The organism is Chloroflexus islandicus, assembly GCF_001650695.1.
GTDB classification, from domain to species: domain Bacteria; phylum Chloroflexota; class Chloroflexia; order Chloroflexales; family Chloroflexaceae; genus Chloroflexus; species Chloroflexus islandicus.
Map to the genome: position 1 here is coordinate 1 of NZ_LWQS01000082.1, position 19410 is coordinate 19410.

Consider the following 19410-nt stretch of genomic DNA (forward strand, 5'->3'; position numbering starts at 1 on the left):
GCCCCCGAAGCAATCTCCCGCTTCAGCGCGAACGAACGCTGAGTGGTGCATGCCGTGCTCGCAGGAGATTGCTTCGCTGCGCTCCGCTCCGCTCGCAAGGACAAACGGGGTGCGGGGAGCGTGCCCGCCTGTCATTGCGAGGGGGCGCAGCCCCTGAAGCAATCGCCTCTGCACCAACCGGCGCTATTGACAGCGTCTCAATTTTCAACGTATGATAAAAGTGTCAGAGGTTGAATCTTTATCATTCCTAATTAGTGTAGACACACAAATCATCCATAGGTCATTTCTCATGCCAAGACACTTGCGTCTGCTCTACGATTTTGCCCGCCCGCACACCATCATCGCCACCAGCGTTCAAGTTCTAACCATGCTCATTATCGTCGCCGGCTGGCGTCCGCTGACCCCCGATCTGATCGGATTGGCGCTGGCCACGTTGATCGTCTGTTTGGCGCTCAATCTCTATGTCGTCGGTATCAACCAACTCACCGATATCGAAATCGATCTCGTCAATAAGCCATGGCTGCCGATAGCTGCCGGTCGCTTGAGCGCCAGCGCGGGCCGGCGCATTGTGGCTGCCGCGTTAGCGATTGCCCTGATCGGCGCGGCGTTGCTGAGTTGGGCGCTTTGGCTGACGGTGGCTGTGATTGCGTTGATCGGTTCGCTCTATTCCCTGCCGCCCTTACGCCTCAAGCGGCAGCCGCTGGCGGCGGCGCTGAGCATCGCGAGCGCGCGCGGTGTGATTGCTAATGTCGGCTTGGCGTTTCACTATCAGAGCCGGTTAGGCGTGGAGCTGCCGCTCACAACGCTCATTCTGGCCGGGGTCTTCTTTTTCGGTTTCGCGCTGGTGATTGCGCTCTACAAAGACCTGCCCGACGATCGCGGCGATCGCCTCTACCAGATCGAGACGCTCACGACGCGCTGGGGGCCGCAGCGGGTGTTGCAGCTTGGCCGCCTCTTGCTAACCGGCTGTTATCTGCTGCCGATTGCGGTTGGCTTGTGGTCGTTGCCGGCCTTTGCCGCCGCCTTTCTCGCCCTGAGCCACGCGATCGTGATTGCGCTCTTTTGGTGGGCGAGTTTTCGGGTTGATCTGCGCCAGCAACAGTCGATCATGAACTTTTATATGTTCTTGTGGGGCATTTTTTATACTGAGTTTGCCTTGTTGAGTATTTATCAATTGACTGATACATTGGGGCAGGCGTGAACGCTGTTGTTAAAGACGGGTTTAGCATGCGGCAGTTAAACTGCCGCACTCCATATCAGAACGATGGTCACTAACTGGTTGGCTAGCACCATTGATCTCATCAAACTTGGCCGCCCGCTCCATCTGATCGGCGGCGCGATCTTTTACGGGGTCGGCGTGGCCGCCGCCGGATCAACGCTGCGCGATGGCGGGTTGGCGTTGCTTGGCCTTGCCACCGCCTTGAGCGCGCAGTTGATGAACCATTACAGCAACGACTATTTCGACCACGACGCGGATCTTGCCAACCCGACCCCGACCCGCTGGTCGGGCGGCAGCCGCGTCTTGCCGGCAGGCCGGTTGCCGGCGCAAGCGGCGCTGGCAGCAGCGATCGGTTGGGGGACGCTGGCCATCATCTTGGCCGTACTGAGCGCGGCGCGCTCGCCGAACCCAGCGTTGAGCGCCGGGGTGTTGGGCTTGGCGATTGCGCTGGCGTGGGTCTACAGCGGGCCGCCGCTCTACCTGCACCGGCGCGGCTGGGGTGAAGCGACCGGCGCGGTGTTGGTGCCGGGAATGACTGCATTGGCCGGGTTTATGCTCCAGACCGGCACGATCCAGCCTATCATCATTCTCGCGATCATCCCGCTCTGCCTGCTGCAATTCGCGATGCTGGTCGCCGTTAGCTTGCCTGATGTCGCCGGTGATCGGGTGGTGGGGAAACGCACGCTAGCCGTGATCGTCGGCCCGCAACGGGCAGCGCAGTGGCAAACCATCGCCATCGGCGCTGCGTTTGCAATCCTGCCCCTCCTGATCCTCGGCGGCGTGCCGTGGCCGGTGGCGGTCGGGCCGCTTGCCACCGCCCCCATCGGGCTTTGGCTAATCAGCCGCTTACGGGCCGGGGCATGGGCCGAGCCGGCGGCATGGGACGGATTAGGTTTCTGGAGCATCGGCCAATTGGTGGGTAGCGCTGGGATGATGGTGCTGGGGTTTGTGCTCTCGGCATGGTCGCAATAGGATGGGGGCGCTATGATGCGCCCCCATCCCGCCTTCAGATCACCACAACGCAAACACCCGGCTTGGCCCGCCTGAGCCGGCAGCGATCTTCGGCGCGCCAACCACCAGCGTCGCACCACTCGGCGGGATCGACTCAAGATTAGCCAGATTCTCCAAGCCCCAGCGGTTCGTCGGCAAAATGGTGTAATGCACCGCAAACGTGGTCGAGGGGCCGTGATCGATGCTCAGCGTATCGACGCCGATACCGCTGATGTTCCGCTCGGTGAGCAGAAAATCGACGGCGTCCTTGCCAAAGCCGGGGAAGTGCATGACCCCGCTCGAATCGGTATTGCGGAACAGCTCGACCGAATGGGCCCGCGCCCCCCAACCGCTCGCCATCAACACCGCTGCATTGTTTGGAATCCGGCCATAGCGCCGCTCCCATGCCCGAATATCGTCTGGAGTGACAACCGTATCAGGGTCGCGCGCAGCCCGCTCGGTAATGTTGATTACCACCGCCGGCACCACCAGTGACTGCACCGGAATCTGATCGACGAACAGACCGTTGGGGGCAAAATGCACCGGCGCGTCCATGTGGGTGCCCGAATGCTCCCAGTAATTGAGGATGCTGCCGTAGTAGCCATCGCGATCATGAAAGACCACCGGCGTAATTTGGAACGGCGCCGCACCGGGGAAGAGCGGGAACTGGGTACCGAGCAGATGGGTCAGATCGGCCACATTGCTAAAGCTGGCGCGCGACACCGGCGCTGCCTCAGCGGCGAACGGCGCGGCGAGCGCCGCCACTGCCGCACCCAAACCAAACTTAAGCAAACTGCGGCGGTTGATTTCCGGCGACTGGATCGATTCGATAAATCGAGGCGGGCACATCAGGCAACTCTCCTTTGCTGAACGCGGATCCAACACCATGATGACTGGCAAGACACCTTGCCACGATAATGACGATGGCAAGCGACCACCTTACGCCTCTATTCGCTCAACCTGCCCCCGCAGCGCCTGCGGCTGCAACACTGCCAGCAACACCGGGCAGAGCCGTTCCAGATCGGCCTGCAGCGCGGCCATCTCGCTATCGCTCACTTCGCCACGGTAACGAACGGTGTAGCGTAGATCGGTTGGCGCAATCGGCGCCTCATCGCTGACGGCCATTGCGCCGCGATAATCGATCTGGCCGGTCACCTCGACTTGGAGATCATCGAGAGCCAGCTCACGATCGGCGGCAATCGCCAGCGCCGAATGAGCGATACAACTGGCCATCGCAGCCAGCAGCAATTCAGGCGCATTCGGCCCCAGATCGTAGCCGCCGAGCGCCGGCCCCGAATCGCTCAGCACCGTGTGATCGCGAACCCGCACGGGACGCAGACCGGTGCCGGCAGCCACCGATACCGTTGCGCGCAGCGGCGTCGGGGCCGGCGGCTGTTCGCGCAAGCGCGCGCGGAAGGCGGCTAGCGCCTGCCGCTTGCGGGCTAAAAACTCGCGTAAACTCCAGATCGGAGCCATAGCGCCTCCCTTCGATAATGACGTTGCTCTCAGCGACAGAAGCGGATACGATATGGTGTAGAGTGCAGTAGTGCTATTGCTGCACTCAATCGGCGGCGATGTCCTGTCCGCCAAAGTTCGGAGCGTATGTTTGCCACCAGATACAACGGGAATTTTGCCTATTATCCATCGCCTCCATGTTCCTGTCAAGCAGCGATTCCGCGTTAGCTATTTCGGCTACAATATCAACACGAGATGGTGCGTCAGCAACTTAGTCACTATCAAACCTGACGCACTGGGGGATAATGATGCTGTTCAACGCCACGATCACAATTGGTCTCCTTTGGCTGGTCTGCCTGATTGCCATGGGCGTCGCGATCTATCTCTGGCCACGCCGCAGCGTCGCCGGAGGATACGAATTTCTCTTGATGCTCGCCGCCATTGTGGTCTGGGCCGGCGCCGATGCGCTGGAATTGAGCGCAACCACGCTAGAGAGTAAGCTTTTTTGGCGGCTTGTCCAACAGGTTGGCATCGTCATATTGCCGTCTAGTTGGCTCCTGTTCACCTTTGCGTATCTCGATTTTCAACCGTGGAGCCGTTCGCGCGCGCGTTGGCTACTCTTCGCTTTCCCCCTGTTCACCTTGCTCATTGCGTTTACCAACCACGAGCATCACCTGTTCTTTCACGAAGTCAGCCTGAGCCTGCATGATCCGCCGCACCTCGAAATCATTCCCGGACGGTGGTTTTGGGTGCATATTGGCTATTCGTATATCTGTCTCACCGCCGGATTAGCCCTTATTACCGGCGCCTTCTGGCAAACCTCGCCGCTCTTCCGGCGGCAAGCAATCTTCATCGGGCTAGGGTTTCTCTTCCCTTTCTTGTTTAACTGGTCATATTTAAGCCAAGTTACCCTCTTGGGGGTTGATACCACTCCGGTTTCGTTTTTGCTCTCAGCGCCGTTTATTATTACCGGGTTGTACCGCTACCGGTTTCTTCACCTTGTGCCAGTTGCCCGCGATCGCTTGATTGAGGCAATGGCCGATGCGATGATTGTGACTGATCAATCCGGGAGGATTATCGACCTCAACCCAGCAGCCCAACGGCTGTTCAATCATGTAGCGCAAGTGAACACCCTGTTGGCCGAAACGCTTGACTGGCCGGCCTTAATCAAAGCCGCCCAATCACATCATCCGGTACGGATCGAACTCAATTGCCCTGAACATCCTGATCGCTTCTTTGATATCACGATCGATCCACTCTATGATCGGAATGGCCAGTTCAATGGCCGTATCTTTGTGTTTCGCGAAATTACCGAGCGGAAGCGCGTTGAACAACGCTTGCACGAAGCATTGCAGCGCTTCACCGATATGATTGAACGAACGCCGCTGGTCGCCATTCAGCGGTTTGATCGCCACGGCGTTGTGTTGGAATGGAACCGGGTCTGTGAGCAGTTTTACGGCTACACTGCGGCTGAGGCATGCGGCCGCCGCCTGCAAGACCTCATGCTCAGTGGGAATGAGATCGCCGAATTCGAGCGCCAAATCGAACAGATCTGGACGAGCGGCCAAGCGCCGCCACCGCGCACGTGGCAGGTTCACACCAAAACCGGCGAGGTGCGCTGGCTCTATTCAGCGATGTTTCCCCTCTTTGCCCATGGCCAGGTAAGTGACATTGTCTGCATGGATGTGGACATTACCGAGATCCGTCTCGCCAGTGACAATCTGCGCCGCCAGCGCGATCAATTAGCCGCATTGCACCGATTGACGCTTGATTGGCTCAATCGTCGTGAGATGAATGATCTCTTGCAAGCGATTACCGACAGCGCCTATCGGGTGCTCAATGTGAGCTATACCGAATTGTTGCTGGCTGAAGATGAGAACACGTTAGTGTTACGGGCCTGTACGCCATCGCTGCCCCGTCAGGTCATGCGACGTGAAACGCCGACCAATGCCCCCCTTTCTTGGCGCGCGTTTCGCGATCGCCAGCCCGCGATCGTGCTCAACTACACGGCATGGCCGGAACATACGCCTGATTATGAGCAGTTCAATTTCGGCCCAGCAATGACTTTGCCGATTATTGTCGGCGATGAATGTCTTGGAGTGATCGGAATAGCGCGTGATCAGCGTGGCTCGCCGTTCACAACCGACGAGATCCAGCATGCGATGCTGCTCACGCAACTAGCGGCGCTGGTGCTCGACAGCTCAAACCTGTACGCCGCTGCGCAGCGCGAAATTGAGGAACGGAAGCAGGCCGAACAACAGCAAGCGAAATTGCAGGCCCAACTTTTACAAGCCCAAAAGATGGAGGCCATCGGGCAATTGGCCGGCGGCATTGCGCACGATTTCAACAATATCTTGACGGTGATTACCGGCAGTGTTGAGCTAGCGTTACTGGAACTGGAAGCAGATCACCCGATCTATCCTGAACTCGAATCGATTCGCCAGAGCACCAACCGCGCCACCGAACTCGTGCGCCAATTGCTCACCTTTGCCCGTCGCCAACCGGGCCAGCCGCAATTAATCGATGTCAATCGCCAGATCAACGATACAATGAATATGATGAAGCGATTGATCGGCGAGCATATTCAGCTCAAGCTCGAATTGAGCCAAGGGATCGATCAGGTGCTTATCGATCCGCACCAGTTTGAGCAGATACTGATCAATCTGGTGGTGAATGCACGTGATGCAATGCCAAACGGCGGCACATTGAGCATTCACACGGCTAGCCAGTATTTCAGCCCCGGCGAGATACCAGTCTTTAGCCAAGCGCAGGCCGGCAAGTACGTGCTGCTCACTGTCGCCGATACCGGGATTGGGATTGATGAATCCATCCGGCCCCATATCTTCGAGCCGTACTTTACCACGAAACCAATCGGGAAGGGCAGCGGCCTCGGCTTGGCCATCTGTAACGGGATCGTGAGCCAGCATGGCGGTTTTCTGATTGTCGAAAGCCAGCCAAATACCGGCAGTTGTTTTACCGTCGCCTTACCGGCAGCGGCGAGCGCGCCTATGACCATCCACGATCAGATAGACGCTGAGCCAGTAATTGACGCCAGCGGTCACGAAACGATTTTGCTGGTGGAAGATGAACCGCATGTGCGCCAACTTGCGACCCGGTTGCTGCGCGAGCATGGCTACACGGTATTGGAAGCGTCCCAAGCGCGCGAAGCGCTCCAACTAGCCCACCAATACGGTAATGACCTGCAACTGATGCTCACCGATATTGTGCTGCCACAGATGGACGGTGTTGCCTTGGCGCGCCAGATGCAAGCCTTGCTGCCTCATCTGCGCGTGATTTTGATGTCGGGGTACTTGCAACATCTCCAATCCCGCCATGAGCTGCCGTACCCGGTGTTGAGCAAGCCCTTCAGCCGCCAGCAGTTGTTAGCAATCATCCGGCAAACGATCGATCAACCCTCGTGAGAGGTGAGGTATGGAACAAATCGCTGGTTTTCTGATTGCACTCCTCGTCACGCTCTTGCTTGGTCTGATCGGATTCTTTGCATGGCGGTATTGGCGTGAACAGGTCAACATCTCACCCGAAGACGAAGAACTGCTGCGCGAGATTGCCGAACTAAACGACCGGCAGGCGAACCGGATCAGTGATCAACGTTTGCGTTCCGGCATTGATCCCGATGAGGCGTGGCGGATTATGGTGCAACGCGGCCAACGCAGCCGCCGCCGCCCCACCGGAACATCCCGCCGAAAATGATTATGGTGCGGCGTATTTGGAGAACCGAAGGACACACGTGTAGAGCCGCACGGCCGTGCGGCTCTACACGTGCGCCGGCGCCTGATTGCCGGCCTCTTCAGCGGCCCGCCGCACGTTCACGAACAATAACAAGATAAACCCGCTGACGAAGAAGATAATCAACGAGACGATTGCGATCCGGTAGCTACCGGTGATCTGATACGCAACGCCAAACAACAACGGCGCCAGCCAGCTCGTGCCGCGCTCGCCGACTTCGTACAGACTAAAGTACTCGGCTTCCTGCCCATCAGGGATCATCAACGAGAAGAGCGACCGGCTGATCGCTTGGCTCCCGCCGAGCACTAATGCAATCGCCGCACCTAGGGCAATAAACTGGATGTCGCTATTCGCCGGCATCACATAGGCATACGCGACCACGGCTGTCCAAATCACTAGGCTGCCCAACAACACCCGCTTCGAGCCGAGCCGGGTCGCTAACGCGCCAAACACCAACGCGCCAATAAAGGCCACGAACTGCACCATCAAGATGGTGGCAATGCGGGTTGATTCGCCGATTCCCAGCTCTTCGGCGCCAAACTGGGCCGCTAACGCGATCACCGCTTGAATGCCGTCGTTGTAGAGCAGGTACGCCGCCAGAAAGAGCAGCGTCTGCGGATAGTTGCGCATCTGGCGGAAGGTGTGGGCCAGTTGGCGAAACCCTACGGTGAGGTACCGTTCACCGGGTGGCAAACGCCGCACTGCGCCACGGTTGCGTAGCGTGAGCATCGGGATAATCGTAAAGATTGCCCACCACATCCCGGCTGAGACGAGGCTAATCCGCACCGCCATGCTGCTCTCGACCCCCAACGATTCGGCGTTGAGGAAGAAGACCAGATTGGCGGCGAGCAGCAACCCGCCGCCGAGGTAGCCCAATGCCCATCCCTGCGATGACACTGCATCGCGCCGGTCAGGAGAAGCAATGTCAGGCAAGAAAGCGTTGTAGAAGACGATCGAGGCGCCAAAGGAGAGGTTTGCCAACAAAAACAGGATCCCGCCGAGCAGATACCGTTCACCCTCAAGAAAGTACAGCCCCATCGTCGCAAAGGCGCCAATGTAGGCGAAGATCGCCAGCATCTGCTTGCGCGCGTTGGAATAGTCGGCAATTGCGCCCAAGATGGGGAGAAAGAAGACTTGCAAGAGCACCGAAAGCGATACCACGTAGGGGAAGAACGATCCGGCCGCAACCGGAATGCCAAACGGGTAGACGAGACCATTCGCATCCGCCGCATTGCGGGTAATTGAAGTGAGGTATGGCCCCAAGAAGACCGTTACAACAGTAGTGGAAAATGCCGAGTTTGCCCAATCGTAGAAGTACCAGCCGATCTGTTCACGCCGGTTATCGGTCGCGGCTGCCACGGTCGCCATGCATACTCCTTTGCATCACCGCTGTGCGCCGCACGTGCGGCGCACACCAATCCCGCTCGCATGGAAGGGAAGTATGAACATTCCAAGGATCCACAGGACATGGTGCATTGTACCATGGGGATTGGTTGATGATGCAACGGCGCCACCCCATCGCTATAAGAGATCGCCGTAGGTCAGCGTATACAATACCACCGCCAACATCACAATCACGGTGCGCTCCAATGGATATGCTCGGCGATCATCCCGCAGGCCAAGCCGGCGATAGAGATCATTGATGTATGTGCGCACCGATTTCTCGCTCAATCGCAACTGTTTGGCTATCGCTTTCGGTACGTGCCCTATCGCGCGCGCGACCCGGCGCAAACGCGGCGGCACATCGCGGAGACGTTCAGCAGCCTGTTGCACAACCGAACGTAATTCAGCAGGAAGGGCATCTAGGAAACGCTGCGGGGTAAGCATTGATGCCTCCTAGATAGGTACGACGATGAACGAGATACATTTACCCTTCCTTATAGCAATTGAACAGCAGGCTATCAAGGAAATTTATTTTCCTATCGTGGTTAGAGCAGCGTATGGCGGGCAATACTATCGCTTACGTTTTTGCGTCTTTTCGTGGCTATGAACCACCTACCCCGCCGGTAGTAGAACCAAAATCGCGTTCCCTCTTGCTGCGTGATGCCCAGCTCAGCCGCTGCCGCCCCAATCAACGAGTTGTTCGCCATTTGGCCGTCACGACCATTCGCCCGCGCGCCGTTCCTGCGCTGCATCCACCTGCCCCGCGCCCCGCCTTGCTGCATCCACCCGCCGCGGGCCGCCTGCCCGGCGCCATACGCGCCTCCCACCGGCTCAGGGGTTGCCTGCGGCCCCGCCGGCCCCTGCGCCAGCGCCGGCGCTAGCGTCACAAACACCACCATCGTTGCCAAGGCCCCGGTCACTGCTGCGGCAAGTAAACTGAGTACGCGCTTCATTGTGTCCCTCCTTCGTTGTTTCTGCGAGTGTCAGTGCACCTGTGTTCTCCTGACAGCTTCACTCTACCAAGCGATGATGGAGAACTTGTGGAGGGTGTACGGATGGCTTGTCGAAATATCACCCAATCTGCTCTGTGGTATCATACGTATTGTTGACAGCACGTTGCTGCCGTTTCCGGTTAGTATCTGCAAGCAAAGGAGCATTTCGAGCTATGCCACGTCTGAGCGAAGCCGAAATCGCTGAGCATCTGGCCCAGCGCCCCGACTGGAGCCTTGAAGATAACGAGATTGTTCGCACCTTCCGTCTGGCCAATTTCCCCGCTGCAATCGCTTTTGTCACGCACGTCGCCTTTTTGGCCGAAGCCGCTGGCCATCACCCCGACATTGACATCCGCTACAACCGGGTGCGGATTGCGCTCACCACCCACGATGCCGGCGGGTTGACCGAGAAGGATTTTGCCTTGGCTGCTGCAATTGATGAGATGTTGGGCTAATGCCGCTGGTAACGACGACAATCGGTGCTCTGTTTGTTATGCGGCGCGGACAAAGCGGCCCGCCGCTGGTCTGCATTCACGGCGCCGGCGGCAGCGCGCGCCATTGGGGCTTGTTGCTCGAACCGTTGGCCGCGGTTGCGCAGGTCTATGCGGTTGACCTGCCCGGTCACGGACGCTCGCCTGCTGCCGACGGCCCGATCACGATTGCCCACTATGCGCAGGCGATCAGCGCTCTGCATACAGCCCTTGGTTTGCCGCCGGCGATTGTGCTGGGCCATTCGATGGGTGGTGCGATCGCCTTGCAACTTGCGGTTGATGCGCCGCAGATGGTGGCCGGCTTAGGGTTGGTGGGCAGCGCCGCCCGCTTGCGCGTCGCCCCCGCCTTGCTGACTGGTCTCGCCGGTGATGCGACAGCCCGCCACGAGGCGATCACCATGCTGGTGCATTGGCTCTTCAGCCCGGCAGCCGATCCGGCACTGATCGCTGAAGCCGCCGCTGAATATGCCGCGCTTGATCCGGCCATCTTACTGGCCGATCTGCAAGCCTGCGATGGGTTTGATCTGCGCCCACAGCTTGCCGCCATCCGCTGCCCGGCGTTGGTGGTGACCGGAACTGATGATAAACTCACCCCGCCCAAACTTGGCGCTGAATTAGCTGCCGGTTTAGGGGTCGCACATCACCTGTTGGCCAACGTGGGCCACATGCCGATGCTGGAAACTCCCAGCCAATTGAGCCAGCGCTTACGCTCGTGGATCAAGGCGCTTGCCGAAGAAGAATCGCTCGCGTAGAATACGCATAGCATAGCCACAAGTCAATATCCAGAGGAGGCGATCATGGAATTCCAGCTTAGCGAAGACCAGCAGATGCTCCGCGATATGGTGCGCCAGTTTGCCGAGAAAGAGGCGAAGCCAACGGTGGCCGAGCGCGATGAACACGCGATTTGGCCCGCCGATCTGGTGCGCAAGATGGGTGAACTTGGTCTGATGGGGGTTGCCGTCAGCGAGGAGTATGGCGGCGCCGGCATGGATTATGTCTCGTATGCGATTGTGATCGAGGAGCTCTCGCGGGTCGATGCCTCGCTAGGCGTGATTGCCTCTGTTAACAATTCGCTCGTCTGCTACGGGATCGAGAAGTTCGGCACCGAAGAGCAGAAGCGTGAACTGCTGACGCCGCTGGCGAGCGGACGGATGCTCGGCGCGTTTTCGCTCAGCGAGCCGGGGGCCGGTTCCGACGCGGCGGCCCAACGCACCACCGCCGTGCGCGATGGTGATGACTATATCATCAATGGCGTCAAGAACTGGGTGACGAACGGCGATCACGCCGATACGATCATTCTGATGGCGATGACCGATCCGAGCAAGGGGGTCAAGGGCATTACCGCCTTCCTTGTTGACACCCATGCCCCCGGTTGCCGGGTGGTCAAGGTCGAGAATAAGCTCGGCATTCGCAGCGCGCACAGTTGCCAGATGGCCTATGACGACTACCGGTTGCCGGCGTGGCGGCGGCTCGGCGAAGAGGGCCAAGGCTTCAAGATCGCGATGACCATTCTCAACGCCGGTCGCATCGGCATCGCGGCGCAGGCGCTCGGCATTGCGCAAGGCGCTTACGAGGCGGCGCTGGAATACACCAAGGTGCGCGAGCAGTTCGGCAAGCCGATCCACGAGTTTCAGGCTGTCGGTTTTACGCTGGCCGATATGGCCACACGCATCAAGGCGGCCCGCTTGCTGACCTACGAAGCGGCGTGGCGCAAGGATAACGGCCTCGACTTCATCAAAGACGCTTCGATGGCCAAGCTCTTCGCTTCAGAGACGGCGATGTGGGTGGCGACCAAAGCCGTGCAATTGCACGGTTCTAACGGTTACTCGAAGGAGTATCCAGTCGAACGCTTCTTCCGCGACGCCAAGATTACCGAAATCTACGAAGGCACCAGCGAGATTCAACGTCTTGTGATCAGCCGCGAAATTGTGCGCTGATTGTCTTGTCATTACCGACTAGCGAACGCAACGGCGCGAAACGTAGGTGAGTTCTCGGCAGAACGAGCTTACGGTTTCGCGCTGTTGCGTTGTCTCAAACGAAGCTATGCGTCTGATCCTGATCCGGCACGGTGAGACGCCGTGGAATCGAACGTTGCAGTATCAGGGCCACGCACTCGTGCCGCTTAATGAGCGCGGGCGCGAGCAGGCCCGGCGGGCGGCTTTCCGGCTGGCCCGTAGCGGGGCGGTTGCAATCTATAGCAGCGATTTACCCCGCGCTTGGGAGACGGCGGAAATTATTGGTGAACATTTATCCTTGCGCCCCATCGCCATGCCCGATTGGCGCGAGATTGATGTCGGTTTGTGGGAAGGCTTGACCCCCGATGAACTGTACCAGCGCTTCCCTGACCACATGCGCGAATACGACCGCGACCCGGCGGGCACCGTGCGGCTCGGCGGTGAGAGCTATGCCCAATTGCAAGCGCGGGTGTTGCGCGCGTTTCGCCAGATCGAGTCCTCCCATCAATCCGGTGAGACCATCATCGTCGTGTCGCACGGCGGCTCGATCCGGGCGTTGTTTTGCCATATCATCGGGCTTGATCTGGCGAATTTCGGCAAACTGTGGCTCGACAATGGCTCGTTGAGCGAAATTGTCCGCGGGCGAAGTGGCTGGCGGCTGTTGCGGATGAATGATGTCGCCCACCTTGAAGATTTGGTGGCGGAAGGCGGCGAGTAAGGCGAGTTGATGATGAGCGGACGAACCACTTCTCCCGAACACGATCTGTTGTCGGCGAATATTCGCGCGTTGGGTGATGCGCTGGGCCGTATCATCACAACCCAACAAGGGCCGGACGCGCTAGCGTTGGTCGAACAGGTGCGGCGCATGGCCAAAGAGTTGCGTAATGCGCCGCACGAAACCGATCCGCAAGCCTTGCCACGGCTGATTGCCGATCTGAGCCTGCCCCAGTTGCAGAGTCTGGTGAAGGCGTTTACGCTCTATTTTGGCTTGGTGAACTTGGCTGAAGGCGTCGAGCGCCTACGTGCGCTGCGCGTGCGCGATTTACGCAACGCGCCGGCCCCGCGCGCCGAGAGCATCGCCGACGCGATCGCGTTGCTCAAACGCCACGGCGTGCCGGCAGACGCTATCCAAGCATGGCTTGACCACGCCCTAATTATGCCGGTGCTCACGGCCCACCCCACCGAGTCGCGCCGGCGCACGATCTTGATCAAATTACGCCGGATCTTCGATACCTTGATTGATTTGACCTTTGGGGAACGGTTGGTCTTGCCGTCCGACCGCCAAGCCGCTCTCACCCGCATCGAGCGCGAGATCGTTGGGTTGTGGCAGAGCGATGATGTGCGCCATCGCCGGCCTTCGGTGCTTGATGAGGTTGAAAACGGTTTGTTCTATTTCCAAACTGTGCTCTGGGATCTGTTGCCGCAAATGTACCGCGAGACGGCGGAGGCGCTAGCTGAGGCGTACCCTGATCATCAGTGGCAGTTGCCGCCATTCCTGCGTTTCGGCAGTTGGATGGGCGGCGACCGCGACGGCAACCCCTTCGTGACGCCAGAGGTAACGATCGAGACGGTGCGGCTGATGCGCAGTGCGATGCTGCGTTATCTGATTGGCGGCATTGATCGCCTGATCACCGATCTCAGCCAGTCGGTGCAGCAGGTGCACGTTGATGCCGCGATCATTGACCGGATCGCCGATTACCGCGAACTGATGCCCGACGCAGCAGCGACTCTCAACCCGCATTATCGCTGTGAGCCGTACCGGCAGTTGTGCCACTTCATCCAAGCCCGCCTCCACAACACCCTCAACTACACCCTCAACCATACCCCACGGTGGGGCGCCGATCCGCCGCCGCCGCGCTTGCCCACCGTCTACTACCATAGCCGCGAGTTGCTGGCTGACCTCGACCTGATCGATGCTAGTTTGCGCAACCACGGCGGCGCGTTGATCGCCGATGGCTTACTGCGCGATGTGCGCACAAACGTAGCGGTATGCCGGTTGCATACCGCGACCCTCGACGTGCGCCAGCACGCTAGCCGCCATACCGCCGCGTTGAGTGAGATTTTGGCCGCCGCCGGCGTGGTTGCCAACTACGAAGCGCTCGATGAGGCTGAGCGCGTGGCTGTATTGAGCACCGAAATCCGCCGTCCGCGCCCGCTCACGCCGATCCGGCTCAGCCACTTTAGCCCGGCCACTGCCGAGACAGTGCAAACCTTTCGCGTGATGGCGGCCATCAGCGAGCAGCTCGATCCCGAAATCTTCCAGACCTACATTATCTCAACCACCAGCCAAGTGAGCGATCTGCTGGCGGTGTTGCTGTTCTGCCGCGACGCCGGCCTCTACCAACCCGGCCAGCACAGCCAGTTGAACATCGTGCCGCTGTTTGAAACCGGTGACGACTTGCAACGCGCGCCGGTCTTGCTCGATGAACTCTTGCAACTGCCGGTCTACCGCGAGCATCTGGCCCTGCGCGACAATCTGCAAGAGGTGATGCTCGGCTATTCCGACAGCAACAAAGAGGGCGGTTTTGTCGCCGCCAATTGGGCGCTCTACCGGGCGCAAGTGGAGTTGACCGCCGTCACCGAACGCCACGGCGCGCGCTTGCGCCTCTTCCACGGACGCGGCGGCGCGGTTGGGCGCGGCGGCGGCCCGGCTGGTCAAGCGATTCTGGCCCAGCCCCCCGGCACCCTCCACGGCCAGATCAAAGTGACCGATCAGGGTGAAATGATCTCGGATCGCTACCTCGACCCGCGCACGGCCCACCGCCACCTCGAACAAGTGGTGAACGCCGTGCTCCGGGCCGGGTTCCCCGGCATGGCCCGCCAACCCGAACCGGAATGGCTAGCCGCGATGGAGCAGATGGCGAGCACTGCCCGCACCGTTTATCGCCGGCTGGTCTACGAAGACCCCGACTTCTTAACCTATTTCCGCAGCGCAACGCCGGTAGCCGAATTTAACCGGCTGCGCATCGGCTCGCGCCCGGTCTCGCGCCGCCAGAGCGACCGCATCGAAGACCTACGCGCCATTCCGTGGGTCTTTAGCTGGATGCAAAGCCGCCATACGATTCCGGGTTGGTTTGGCTTGGGCAGCGCGCTCGCCCAGTTTGCCGAAGCCGATCCCAATCACCTCCATCTGCTGCGCGCAATGTACCGGCACTGGCCGTTCTTTACCACCCTGCTCGATAATGCCCAGATGATTATGCTCAAGGCCGATATGGGCATCGCCCGCCGCTACGCCGAGTTAGTACCCGATCAGGCGATCGCCGAACGCATCTTCCAGCAGATCGAGGCCGAATTCCACCGCACCGGGCGCATGATCTGCCAGATCACCGAATACAACGATCTGCTCGACAACCAGCCGGTATTGCAACGCGCCATTCGCCAGCGCAACCCATACATCGATCCGCTGAGTTATGTGCAAATCGAACTGCTGCGCCGGCTGCGCGCCGCACCACCCGAAGCGCAAGGCGAGTTGGAAACGGTATTGCTGATGTCAATCAACGGCATCGCCGCCGGTTTGAAGAATACGGGGTGAGGGTGGGAGAAGGATGCACAGCGCGTTCGCTGGTCGTTGTGCGAGAGCGACGCCGGCAGTCATTGCGAGGGGGCGCTTTCCCTCATGTCATTGCGAGGGAGCGGCGGCGTCCAGCCGTGCTGGAGGCCGCCCGACCGAAGCAATCCCCCCCTTCGGCGGTTGAGAGACGGACAGAACGTGTGATCGAGCATAACCGTTGAACGCTGTGCGATGCCGTAACGCCCCGTGCTGCGCTGCTCCCCATCACCCCTCCCCCAGCGGGGGAGGGGCAAGGGGTGGGGGCATCAGTCTGCGCAGCGGGCTTCGTACCCCTAGCCCGGCCCTTTCGGGCCGGGTGCCGGACAGATGTTCTGTCCGCCCTTGAACCTTCGGCGGACAGAATCCGCTCCCGCGCTCGCGGGGGATTGCGTCGCTTCGCTCGCCATGACCGGCCAGTATGTCATTGCGAGGGAGCGGCGGCGTCCAGCCGCGCTGGAGGCCGCCCGACCGAAGCAATCCCCCCCTTCGGCGGTTGAGAGACGGACAGAACGTGTGATCGAGCATAACCGTTGAACGCTGTGCGATGCCGTAACGCCCCGTGCTGCGCTGCTCCCCATCACCCCTCCCCCAGCGGGGGAGGGGCAAGGGGTGGGGGCATCAGTCTGCGCAGCGGGCTTCGTACCCCTAGCCCGGCCCTTTCGGGCCGGGTGCCGGACAGATGTTCTGTCCGCCCTTGAACCTTCGGCGGACAGGATCCGCTCCCGTGCTCGCGGGGGATTGCTTCGCCGCCTCCGGCGGCTCGCAATGACAAGCGGATCATAGAGTACAATACTTGATCATAACCTTCTGCGGTACGTCTAAACGCATGACAGTAGATTGATGCAAACCCAACGGCTTGACCCATCCCCAGCAGCGATTGCGCACGCTGCTGAATTACTCCGGCGCGGCGAACTTGTCGCCTTCCCAACCGAGACCGTCTACGGCCTCGGCGGTCACGCGCTCAATGAAACAGCGGTCGCGGCGATCTTTACCGCCAAAGGCCGCCCGGCCAGCGATCCCCTGATCGTGCATCTGGCCGATGCCGGCGAATTGCCGATTGTGGCCGCCGCAACACCGCCGCTAGCCACCCAACTGGCTGCCGCCTTCTGGCCCGGCCCGCTCACCCTCATCTTGCCCCGCCACCCGCGGGTGCCGCTCGCCGTCACCGCCGGACGCGAAACAGTGGCGGTGCGGGTGCCGGCCCACCCGGTCGCGCACGCGCTGCTGGTCGCCGCCGGTGTGCCAGTAGCTGCACCGAGCGCCAACCGCTTCGGCCATACCAGCCCCACTACCGCCGGCCACGTACTGGCCGATCTTGCGGGCCGGATTGCTGCCGTCATTGATGGTGGCGCCACCCCGATCGGGATCGAGTCGACCGTGCTCGACTGCACCACCACCCCACCCACCCTGCTCCGTCCCGGCGGGATTAGTCTCGAAGCGCTGGAGGCCGTGATCGGGCCGGTACAGGTGCGCACGCGCCCCACCGCAGGCGAACAGCACGGCCTTGCCTCACCCGGCCTGCTCGACCGCCACTATGCGCCCGATCACGAATTATGGCTATTCAGCGGCCCACCGGCAGCAGCCCTTGTCCGCCTGCGCACCGAAGCGGAAGCGGCGCTGCGCGCCGGGTTGCGCGTTGGCGTGCTCTTGCCCGACGACGATCTCGCCCTCATGCGCGATCTCCCGGTCGAGATCGAATCGCTCGGCCCGGCCAACGATCCGGCCACGATGGCCCACCGCCTCTACGCTGCCCTCCGCGCCCTCGACTCCCGCCAACCCGATCGCATGCTAGCCCGCGACCTCGACGACGCTGGCCTTGGCCGCGCCATCCGCGACCGGCTACGGCGAGCCGCGGCGCGGGTGGTGGAGGTTTGACGGGGGTCGAGCAATAAGCTAAAATCTGAAAAGATGTTCTATGTTTGCAAAAGGATGTCTTGACCACTATGGAAGCGCCAAACGCTGTGCAACTTATCCTTGGCGATTGCCGAGATGTCTTAAAAACGTTGCCATCCGACTCAGTTGACCTTATTTTCACCTCGCCGCCGTACGCCGATCGGCGTAAACATACGTATGGCGGTATTGCTCCTGAAGAATATGTGGAGTGGTTTTTGCCAATTGGTCAAGAATTGTTGCGTGTTCTGAAACCAGATGGTACGTTCATTCTCAATATCAAAGAGAAAGCTGAAAATGGTGAACGCCACACCTATGTGATTGAGCTTATTTTAGCGTTACGCCAACAAGGCTGGCTATGGACGGAAGAATTTATTTGGCATAAGAAAAATTGCTATCCCGGTAAGTGGCCGAATCGCTTTCGTGATGCGTGGGAACGCTTGATTCAGTTTAACAAAACCAAGCGTTTCAAAATGTTTCAGGAAGCGGTTATGGTGCCGATGGGCGACTGGGCTGATAAACGGCTCAAAAATCTGAGCCAAACCGATCTCATCCGAGACAACTCACGGGTTGGCAGCGGTTTTGGGAAACGAGTGGCAAATTGGTTGAGCCGCGATAAAGTATATCCGACCAATGTGCTGCATCTTGCCACCGAAACCAAAAATCGTCGCCATAGCGCCGTCTTCCCAGAAGCGTTGCCTGAGTGGTTTATCAAACTGTTTACCCAAGAAGGCGATACGGTACTTGATCCATTTATGGGATCGGGAACCGCCATCAAAGTAGCTCGCCGGATGAACCGGCGTGGAATCGGGATTGAGATCCTGCCGGAGCATGTTGCACTGGCCAAAGAAGAGATTGCAGAAACAGCGCCAAGATTTCTATGAACAGGAATTATCACCGAGGCTCGGCATTACGTCCAAGCGTAATATTGGTTCATTTCATGAGAAGCGCCTCCATAGTTTGCGCAATCTCGAGCTCAAGCAGATTCTTAAGCGTAAAAACCCTTACCTCTTCCGCGCTAAAAATATTCTCATTGCGTCTGATCTTATTCGTCTCTTGCTGGAAGCACATTTATCTTCGCAGGAAGAGACCCTATTCGGTGAATTTCTAGAAGGTCTGGCAATACACGTATGCAATAAAACCTTCGCCGGCCAAAAATCTACTTTTCCTAGTATTGATCTTGAATTCAGCAAGGAAGGTGTTTATTACATCGTTTCGATCAAGTCAGGCCCCAATTGGGGCAATGCCGATCAAATTCGCAAGATGCGCGAAAACTTTCGTGAGGCAGCCGATACAATCCGCCAACAACAACCCGGTATCGAGGTAGTTGCCATTAACGGTTGTTGCTATGGCCAAGATGCTCATCCAGATAAAGGCGACTATCTGAAACTCTGTGGTCAAGCTTTTTGGTCGTTTATCTCAAACGGTGAAAAGGAGCTGTACAAGCACATTATCGAGCCGCTCGGATTTGAAGCGCGGGAACGTAATGAAGCATTTCAGCAAGCGTATGCCGAGATTATTAATACATTCACTGCTGAGTTTATTGCTGATTTCTGTAATGAGCAAGGCGCGATTAACTGGGATAAGTTGATAGAGTTCAACTCATCGCAATTGACAATACGCGAACGGAAGCGAAAATATCACGCATAAATAGCGTCAAAGTGGCCTTTCCTTTGCCCTTGCGCGCCGCCGCTCCCCGTCTGTCATTGCGCGCCGCCAACGGCGGCGAAGCAATCTC

General features: G+C 59.1%; 17 protein-coding genes. 12 read left to right on the forward strand and 5 right to left on the reverse strand.

Going from position 1 to position 19410, the window contains the following annotated elements; genetic code table 11:
• The first annotated feature begins 289 nt into the window (after positions 1-289).
• Together A6A03_RS15860 and A6A03_RS15865 are read left to right on the forward strand one after the other, a co-directional pair.
• Positions 290-1201, forward strand: coding sequence for a homogentisate phytyltransferase (locus A6A03_RS15860; RefSeq protein WP_066790232.1), 912 nt, complete (start codon positions 290-292; stop codon positions 1199-1201).
• Between the two features lie 63 nt (positions 1202-1264).
• Positions 1265-2191, forward strand: a complete 927-nt coding sequence (locus A6A03_RS15865; RefSeq protein ID WP_066790233.1) for a prenyltransferase — start codon at positions 1265-1267, stop codon at positions 2189-2191.
• Between the two features lie 39 nt (positions 2192-2230).
• Here A6A03_RS15865 and A6A03_RS15870 read toward each other — a convergent pair whose 3' ends face one another.
• Both A6A03_RS15870 and A6A03_RS15875 read right to left on the reverse strand, forming a co-directional pair.
• Positions 2231-3058: a cyclase family protein gene (locus tag A6A03_RS15870; protein WP_066790235.1), complete on the reverse strand. Its 828-nt coding sequence runs from the start codon at positions 3056-3058 to the stop codon at positions 2231-2233.
• Between the two features lie 90 nt (positions 3059-3148).
• Complete coding sequence (locus tag A6A03_RS15875) at positions 3149-3685, reverse strand: OsmC family protein (protein WP_066790237.1); 537 nt, start codon at positions 3683-3685, stop codon at positions 3149-3151.
• A gap of 287 nt (positions 3686-3972) precedes the next feature.
• Here A6A03_RS15875 and A6A03_RS15880 point away from each other — a divergent pair, with 287 nt between their 5' ends.
• Both A6A03_RS15880 and A6A03_RS15885 read left to right on the forward strand, forming a co-directional pair.
• Positions 3973-7086 (forward strand): histidine kinase N-terminal 7TM domain-containing protein, encoded by a 3114-nt coding sequence (locus A6A03_RS15880; protein WP_245669023.1) that lies wholly within the window; start codon positions 3973-3975, stop codon positions 7084-7086.
• Between the two features lie 10 nt (positions 7087-7096).
• Positions 7097-7375: a hypothetical protein gene (locus A6A03_RS15885; protein ID WP_066790239.1), complete on the forward strand. Its 279-nt coding sequence runs from the start codon at positions 7097-7099 to the stop codon at positions 7373-7375.
• Positions 7376-7438: 63 nt separating this feature from the next.
• Here A6A03_RS15885 and A6A03_RS15890 read toward each other — a convergent pair whose 3' ends face one another.
• The 3 genes from A6A03_RS15890 to A6A03_RS15900 form a co-directional block, all read right to left on the reverse strand.
• Positions 7439-8779, reverse strand: coding sequence for an MFS transporter (locus tag A6A03_RS15890; RefSeq protein WP_066790240.1), 1341 nt, complete (start codon positions 8777-8779; stop codon positions 7439-7441).
• A gap of 153 nt (positions 8780-8932) precedes the next feature.
• Positions 8933-9238, reverse strand: coding sequence for a LuxR C-terminal-related transcriptional regulator (locus A6A03_RS15895; protein WP_066790242.1), 306 nt, complete (start codon positions 9236-9238; stop codon positions 8933-8935).
• Between the two features lie 101 nt (positions 9239-9339).
• On the reverse strand, positions 9340-9747 hold the full coding sequence (locus A6A03_RS15900; protein WP_066790244.1) for a hypothetical protein: 408 nt from the start codon (positions 9745-9747) through the stop codon (positions 9340-9342).
• Between the two features lie 212 nt (positions 9748-9959).
• Here A6A03_RS15900 and A6A03_RS15905 point away from each other — a divergent pair, with 212 nt between their 5' ends.
• From A6A03_RS15905 to A6A03_RS15940, 8 genes are all read left to right on the forward strand, one after another.
• Positions 9960-10241 carry a 4a-hydroxytetrahydrobiopterin dehydratase gene (locus tag A6A03_RS15905; RefSeq protein WP_066790246.1) on the forward strand — a complete coding sequence of 94 codons (282 nt, stop codon included), beginning with the start codon at positions 9960-9962 and terminating at the stop codon, positions 10239-10241.
• Positions 10241-11029 carry an alpha/beta fold hydrolase gene (locus A6A03_RS15910; RefSeq protein ID WP_066790248.1) on the forward strand — a complete coding sequence of 263 codons (789 nt, stop codon included), beginning with the start codon at positions 10241-10243 and terminating at the stop codon, positions 11027-11029. Before A6A03_RS15905 ends, A6A03_RS15910 begins: the two co-directional genes overlap by 1 nt.
• Positions 11030-11074: 45 nt before the next feature.
• Positions 11075-12214: an acyl-CoA dehydrogenase gene (locus tag A6A03_RS15915; RefSeq protein ID WP_066790250.1), complete on the forward strand. Its 1140-nt coding sequence runs from the start codon at positions 11075-11077 to the stop codon at positions 12212-12214.
• Positions 12215-12320: 106 nt separating this feature from the next.
• Positions 12321-12950 (forward strand): histidine phosphatase family protein, encoded by a 630-nt coding sequence (locus A6A03_RS15920; RefSeq protein ID WP_066790252.1) that lies wholly within the window; start codon positions 12321-12323, stop codon positions 12948-12950.
• Positions 12951-12962: 12 nt separating this feature from the next.
• Positions 12963-15764, forward strand: a complete 2802-nt coding sequence (gene ppc, locus A6A03_RS15925) for a phosphoenolpyruvate carboxylase (protein ID WP_066790464.1) — start codon at positions 12963-12965, stop codon at positions 15762-15764.
• A gap of 858 nt (positions 15765-16622) precedes the next feature.
• Entirely contained in the window at positions 16623-17657 is a 1035-nt protein-coding gene (locus A6A03_RS15930; RefSeq protein ID WP_066790254.1) for an L-threonylcarbamoyladenylate synthase, read from the forward strand.
• 68 nt (positions 17658-17725) lie between these two features.
• On the forward strand, positions 17726-18556 hold the full coding sequence (locus A6A03_RS15935; RefSeq protein WP_066790256.1) for a DNA-methyltransferase: 831 nt from the start codon (positions 17726-17728) through the stop codon (positions 18554-18556).
• The gene (locus tag A6A03_RS15940; RefSeq protein WP_245669024.1) at positions 18528-19322 is read left to right on the forward strand and encodes a PmeII family type II restriction endonuclease; all 795 of its coding nucleotides are present in this window, start codon (positions 18528-18530) and stop codon (positions 19320-19322) included. The genes A6A03_RS15935 and A6A03_RS15940 overlap by 29 nt, the downstream gene beginning before the upstream one ends.
• The last annotated feature ends 88 nt before the right edge of the window (positions 19323-19410 follow it).

What these genes read in the sequence shown, in the direction of transcription:
- A6A03_RS15860 (WP_066790232.1), top strand. Translation starts at nt 290, where the DNA reads ATGCCAAGACACTTGCGTCTGCTCTACGATTTTGCCCGCCCGCACACC.
- A6A03_RS15865 (WP_066790233.1), top strand. Translation starts at nt 1,265, where the DNA reads ATGGTCACTAACTGGTTGGCTAGCACCATTGATCTCATCAAACTTGGC.
- A6A03_RS15870 (WP_066790235.1), bottom strand. Translation starts at nt 3,058, where the DNA reads ATGTGCCCGCCTCGATTTATCGAATCGATCCAGTCGCCGGAAATCAAC.
- A6A03_RS15875 (WP_066790237.1), bottom strand. Translation starts at nt 3,685, where the DNA reads ATGGCTCCGATCTGGAGTTTACGCGAGTTTTTAGCCCGCAAGCGGCAG.
- A6A03_RS15880 (WP_245669023.1), top strand. Translation starts at nt 3,973, where the DNA reads ATGCTGTTCAACGCCACGATCACAATTGGTCTCCTTTGGCTGGTCTGC.
- A6A03_RS15885 (WP_066790239.1), top strand. Translation starts at nt 7,097, where the DNA reads ATGGAACAAATCGCTGGTTTTCTGATTGCACTCCTCGTCACGCTCTTG.
- A6A03_RS15890 (WP_066790240.1), bottom strand. Translation starts at nt 8,779, where the DNA reads ATGGCGACCGTGGCAGCCGCGACCGATAACCGGCGTGAACAGATCGGC.
- A6A03_RS15895 (WP_066790242.1), bottom strand. Translation starts at nt 9,238, where the DNA reads ATGCTTACCCCGCAGCGTTTCCTAGATGCCCTTCCTGCTGAATTACGT.
- A6A03_RS15900 (WP_066790244.1), bottom strand. Translation starts at nt 9,747, where the DNA reads ATGAAGCGCGTACTCAGTTTACTTGCCGCAGCAGTGACCGGGGCCTTG.
- A6A03_RS15905 (WP_066790246.1), top strand. Translation starts at nt 9,960, where the DNA reads ATGCCACGTCTGAGCGAAGCCGAAATCGCTGAGCATCTGGCCCAGCGC.
- A6A03_RS15910 (WP_066790248.1), top strand. Translation starts at nt 10,241, where the DNA reads ATGCCGCTGGTAACGACGACAATCGGTGCTCTGTTTGTTATGCGGCGC.
- A6A03_RS15915 (WP_066790250.1), top strand. Translation starts at nt 11,075, where the DNA reads ATGGAATTCCAGCTTAGCGAAGACCAGCAGATGCTCCGCGATATGGTG.
- A6A03_RS15920 (WP_066790252.1), top strand. Translation starts at nt 12,321, where the DNA reads ATGCGTCTGATCCTGATCCGGCACGGTGAGACGCCGTGGAATCGAACG.
- ppc (WP_066790464.1), top strand. Translation starts at nt 12,963, where the DNA reads ATGAGCGGACGAACCACTTCTCCCGAACACGATCTGTTGTCGGCGAAT.
- A6A03_RS15930 (WP_066790254.1), top strand. Translation starts at nt 16,623, where the DNA reads ATGCAAACCCAACGGCTTGACCCATCCCCAGCAGCGATTGCGCACGCT.
- A6A03_RS15935 (WP_066790256.1), top strand. Translation starts at nt 17,726, where the DNA reads ATGGAAGCGCCAAACGCTGTGCAACTTATCCTTGGCGATTGCCGAGAT.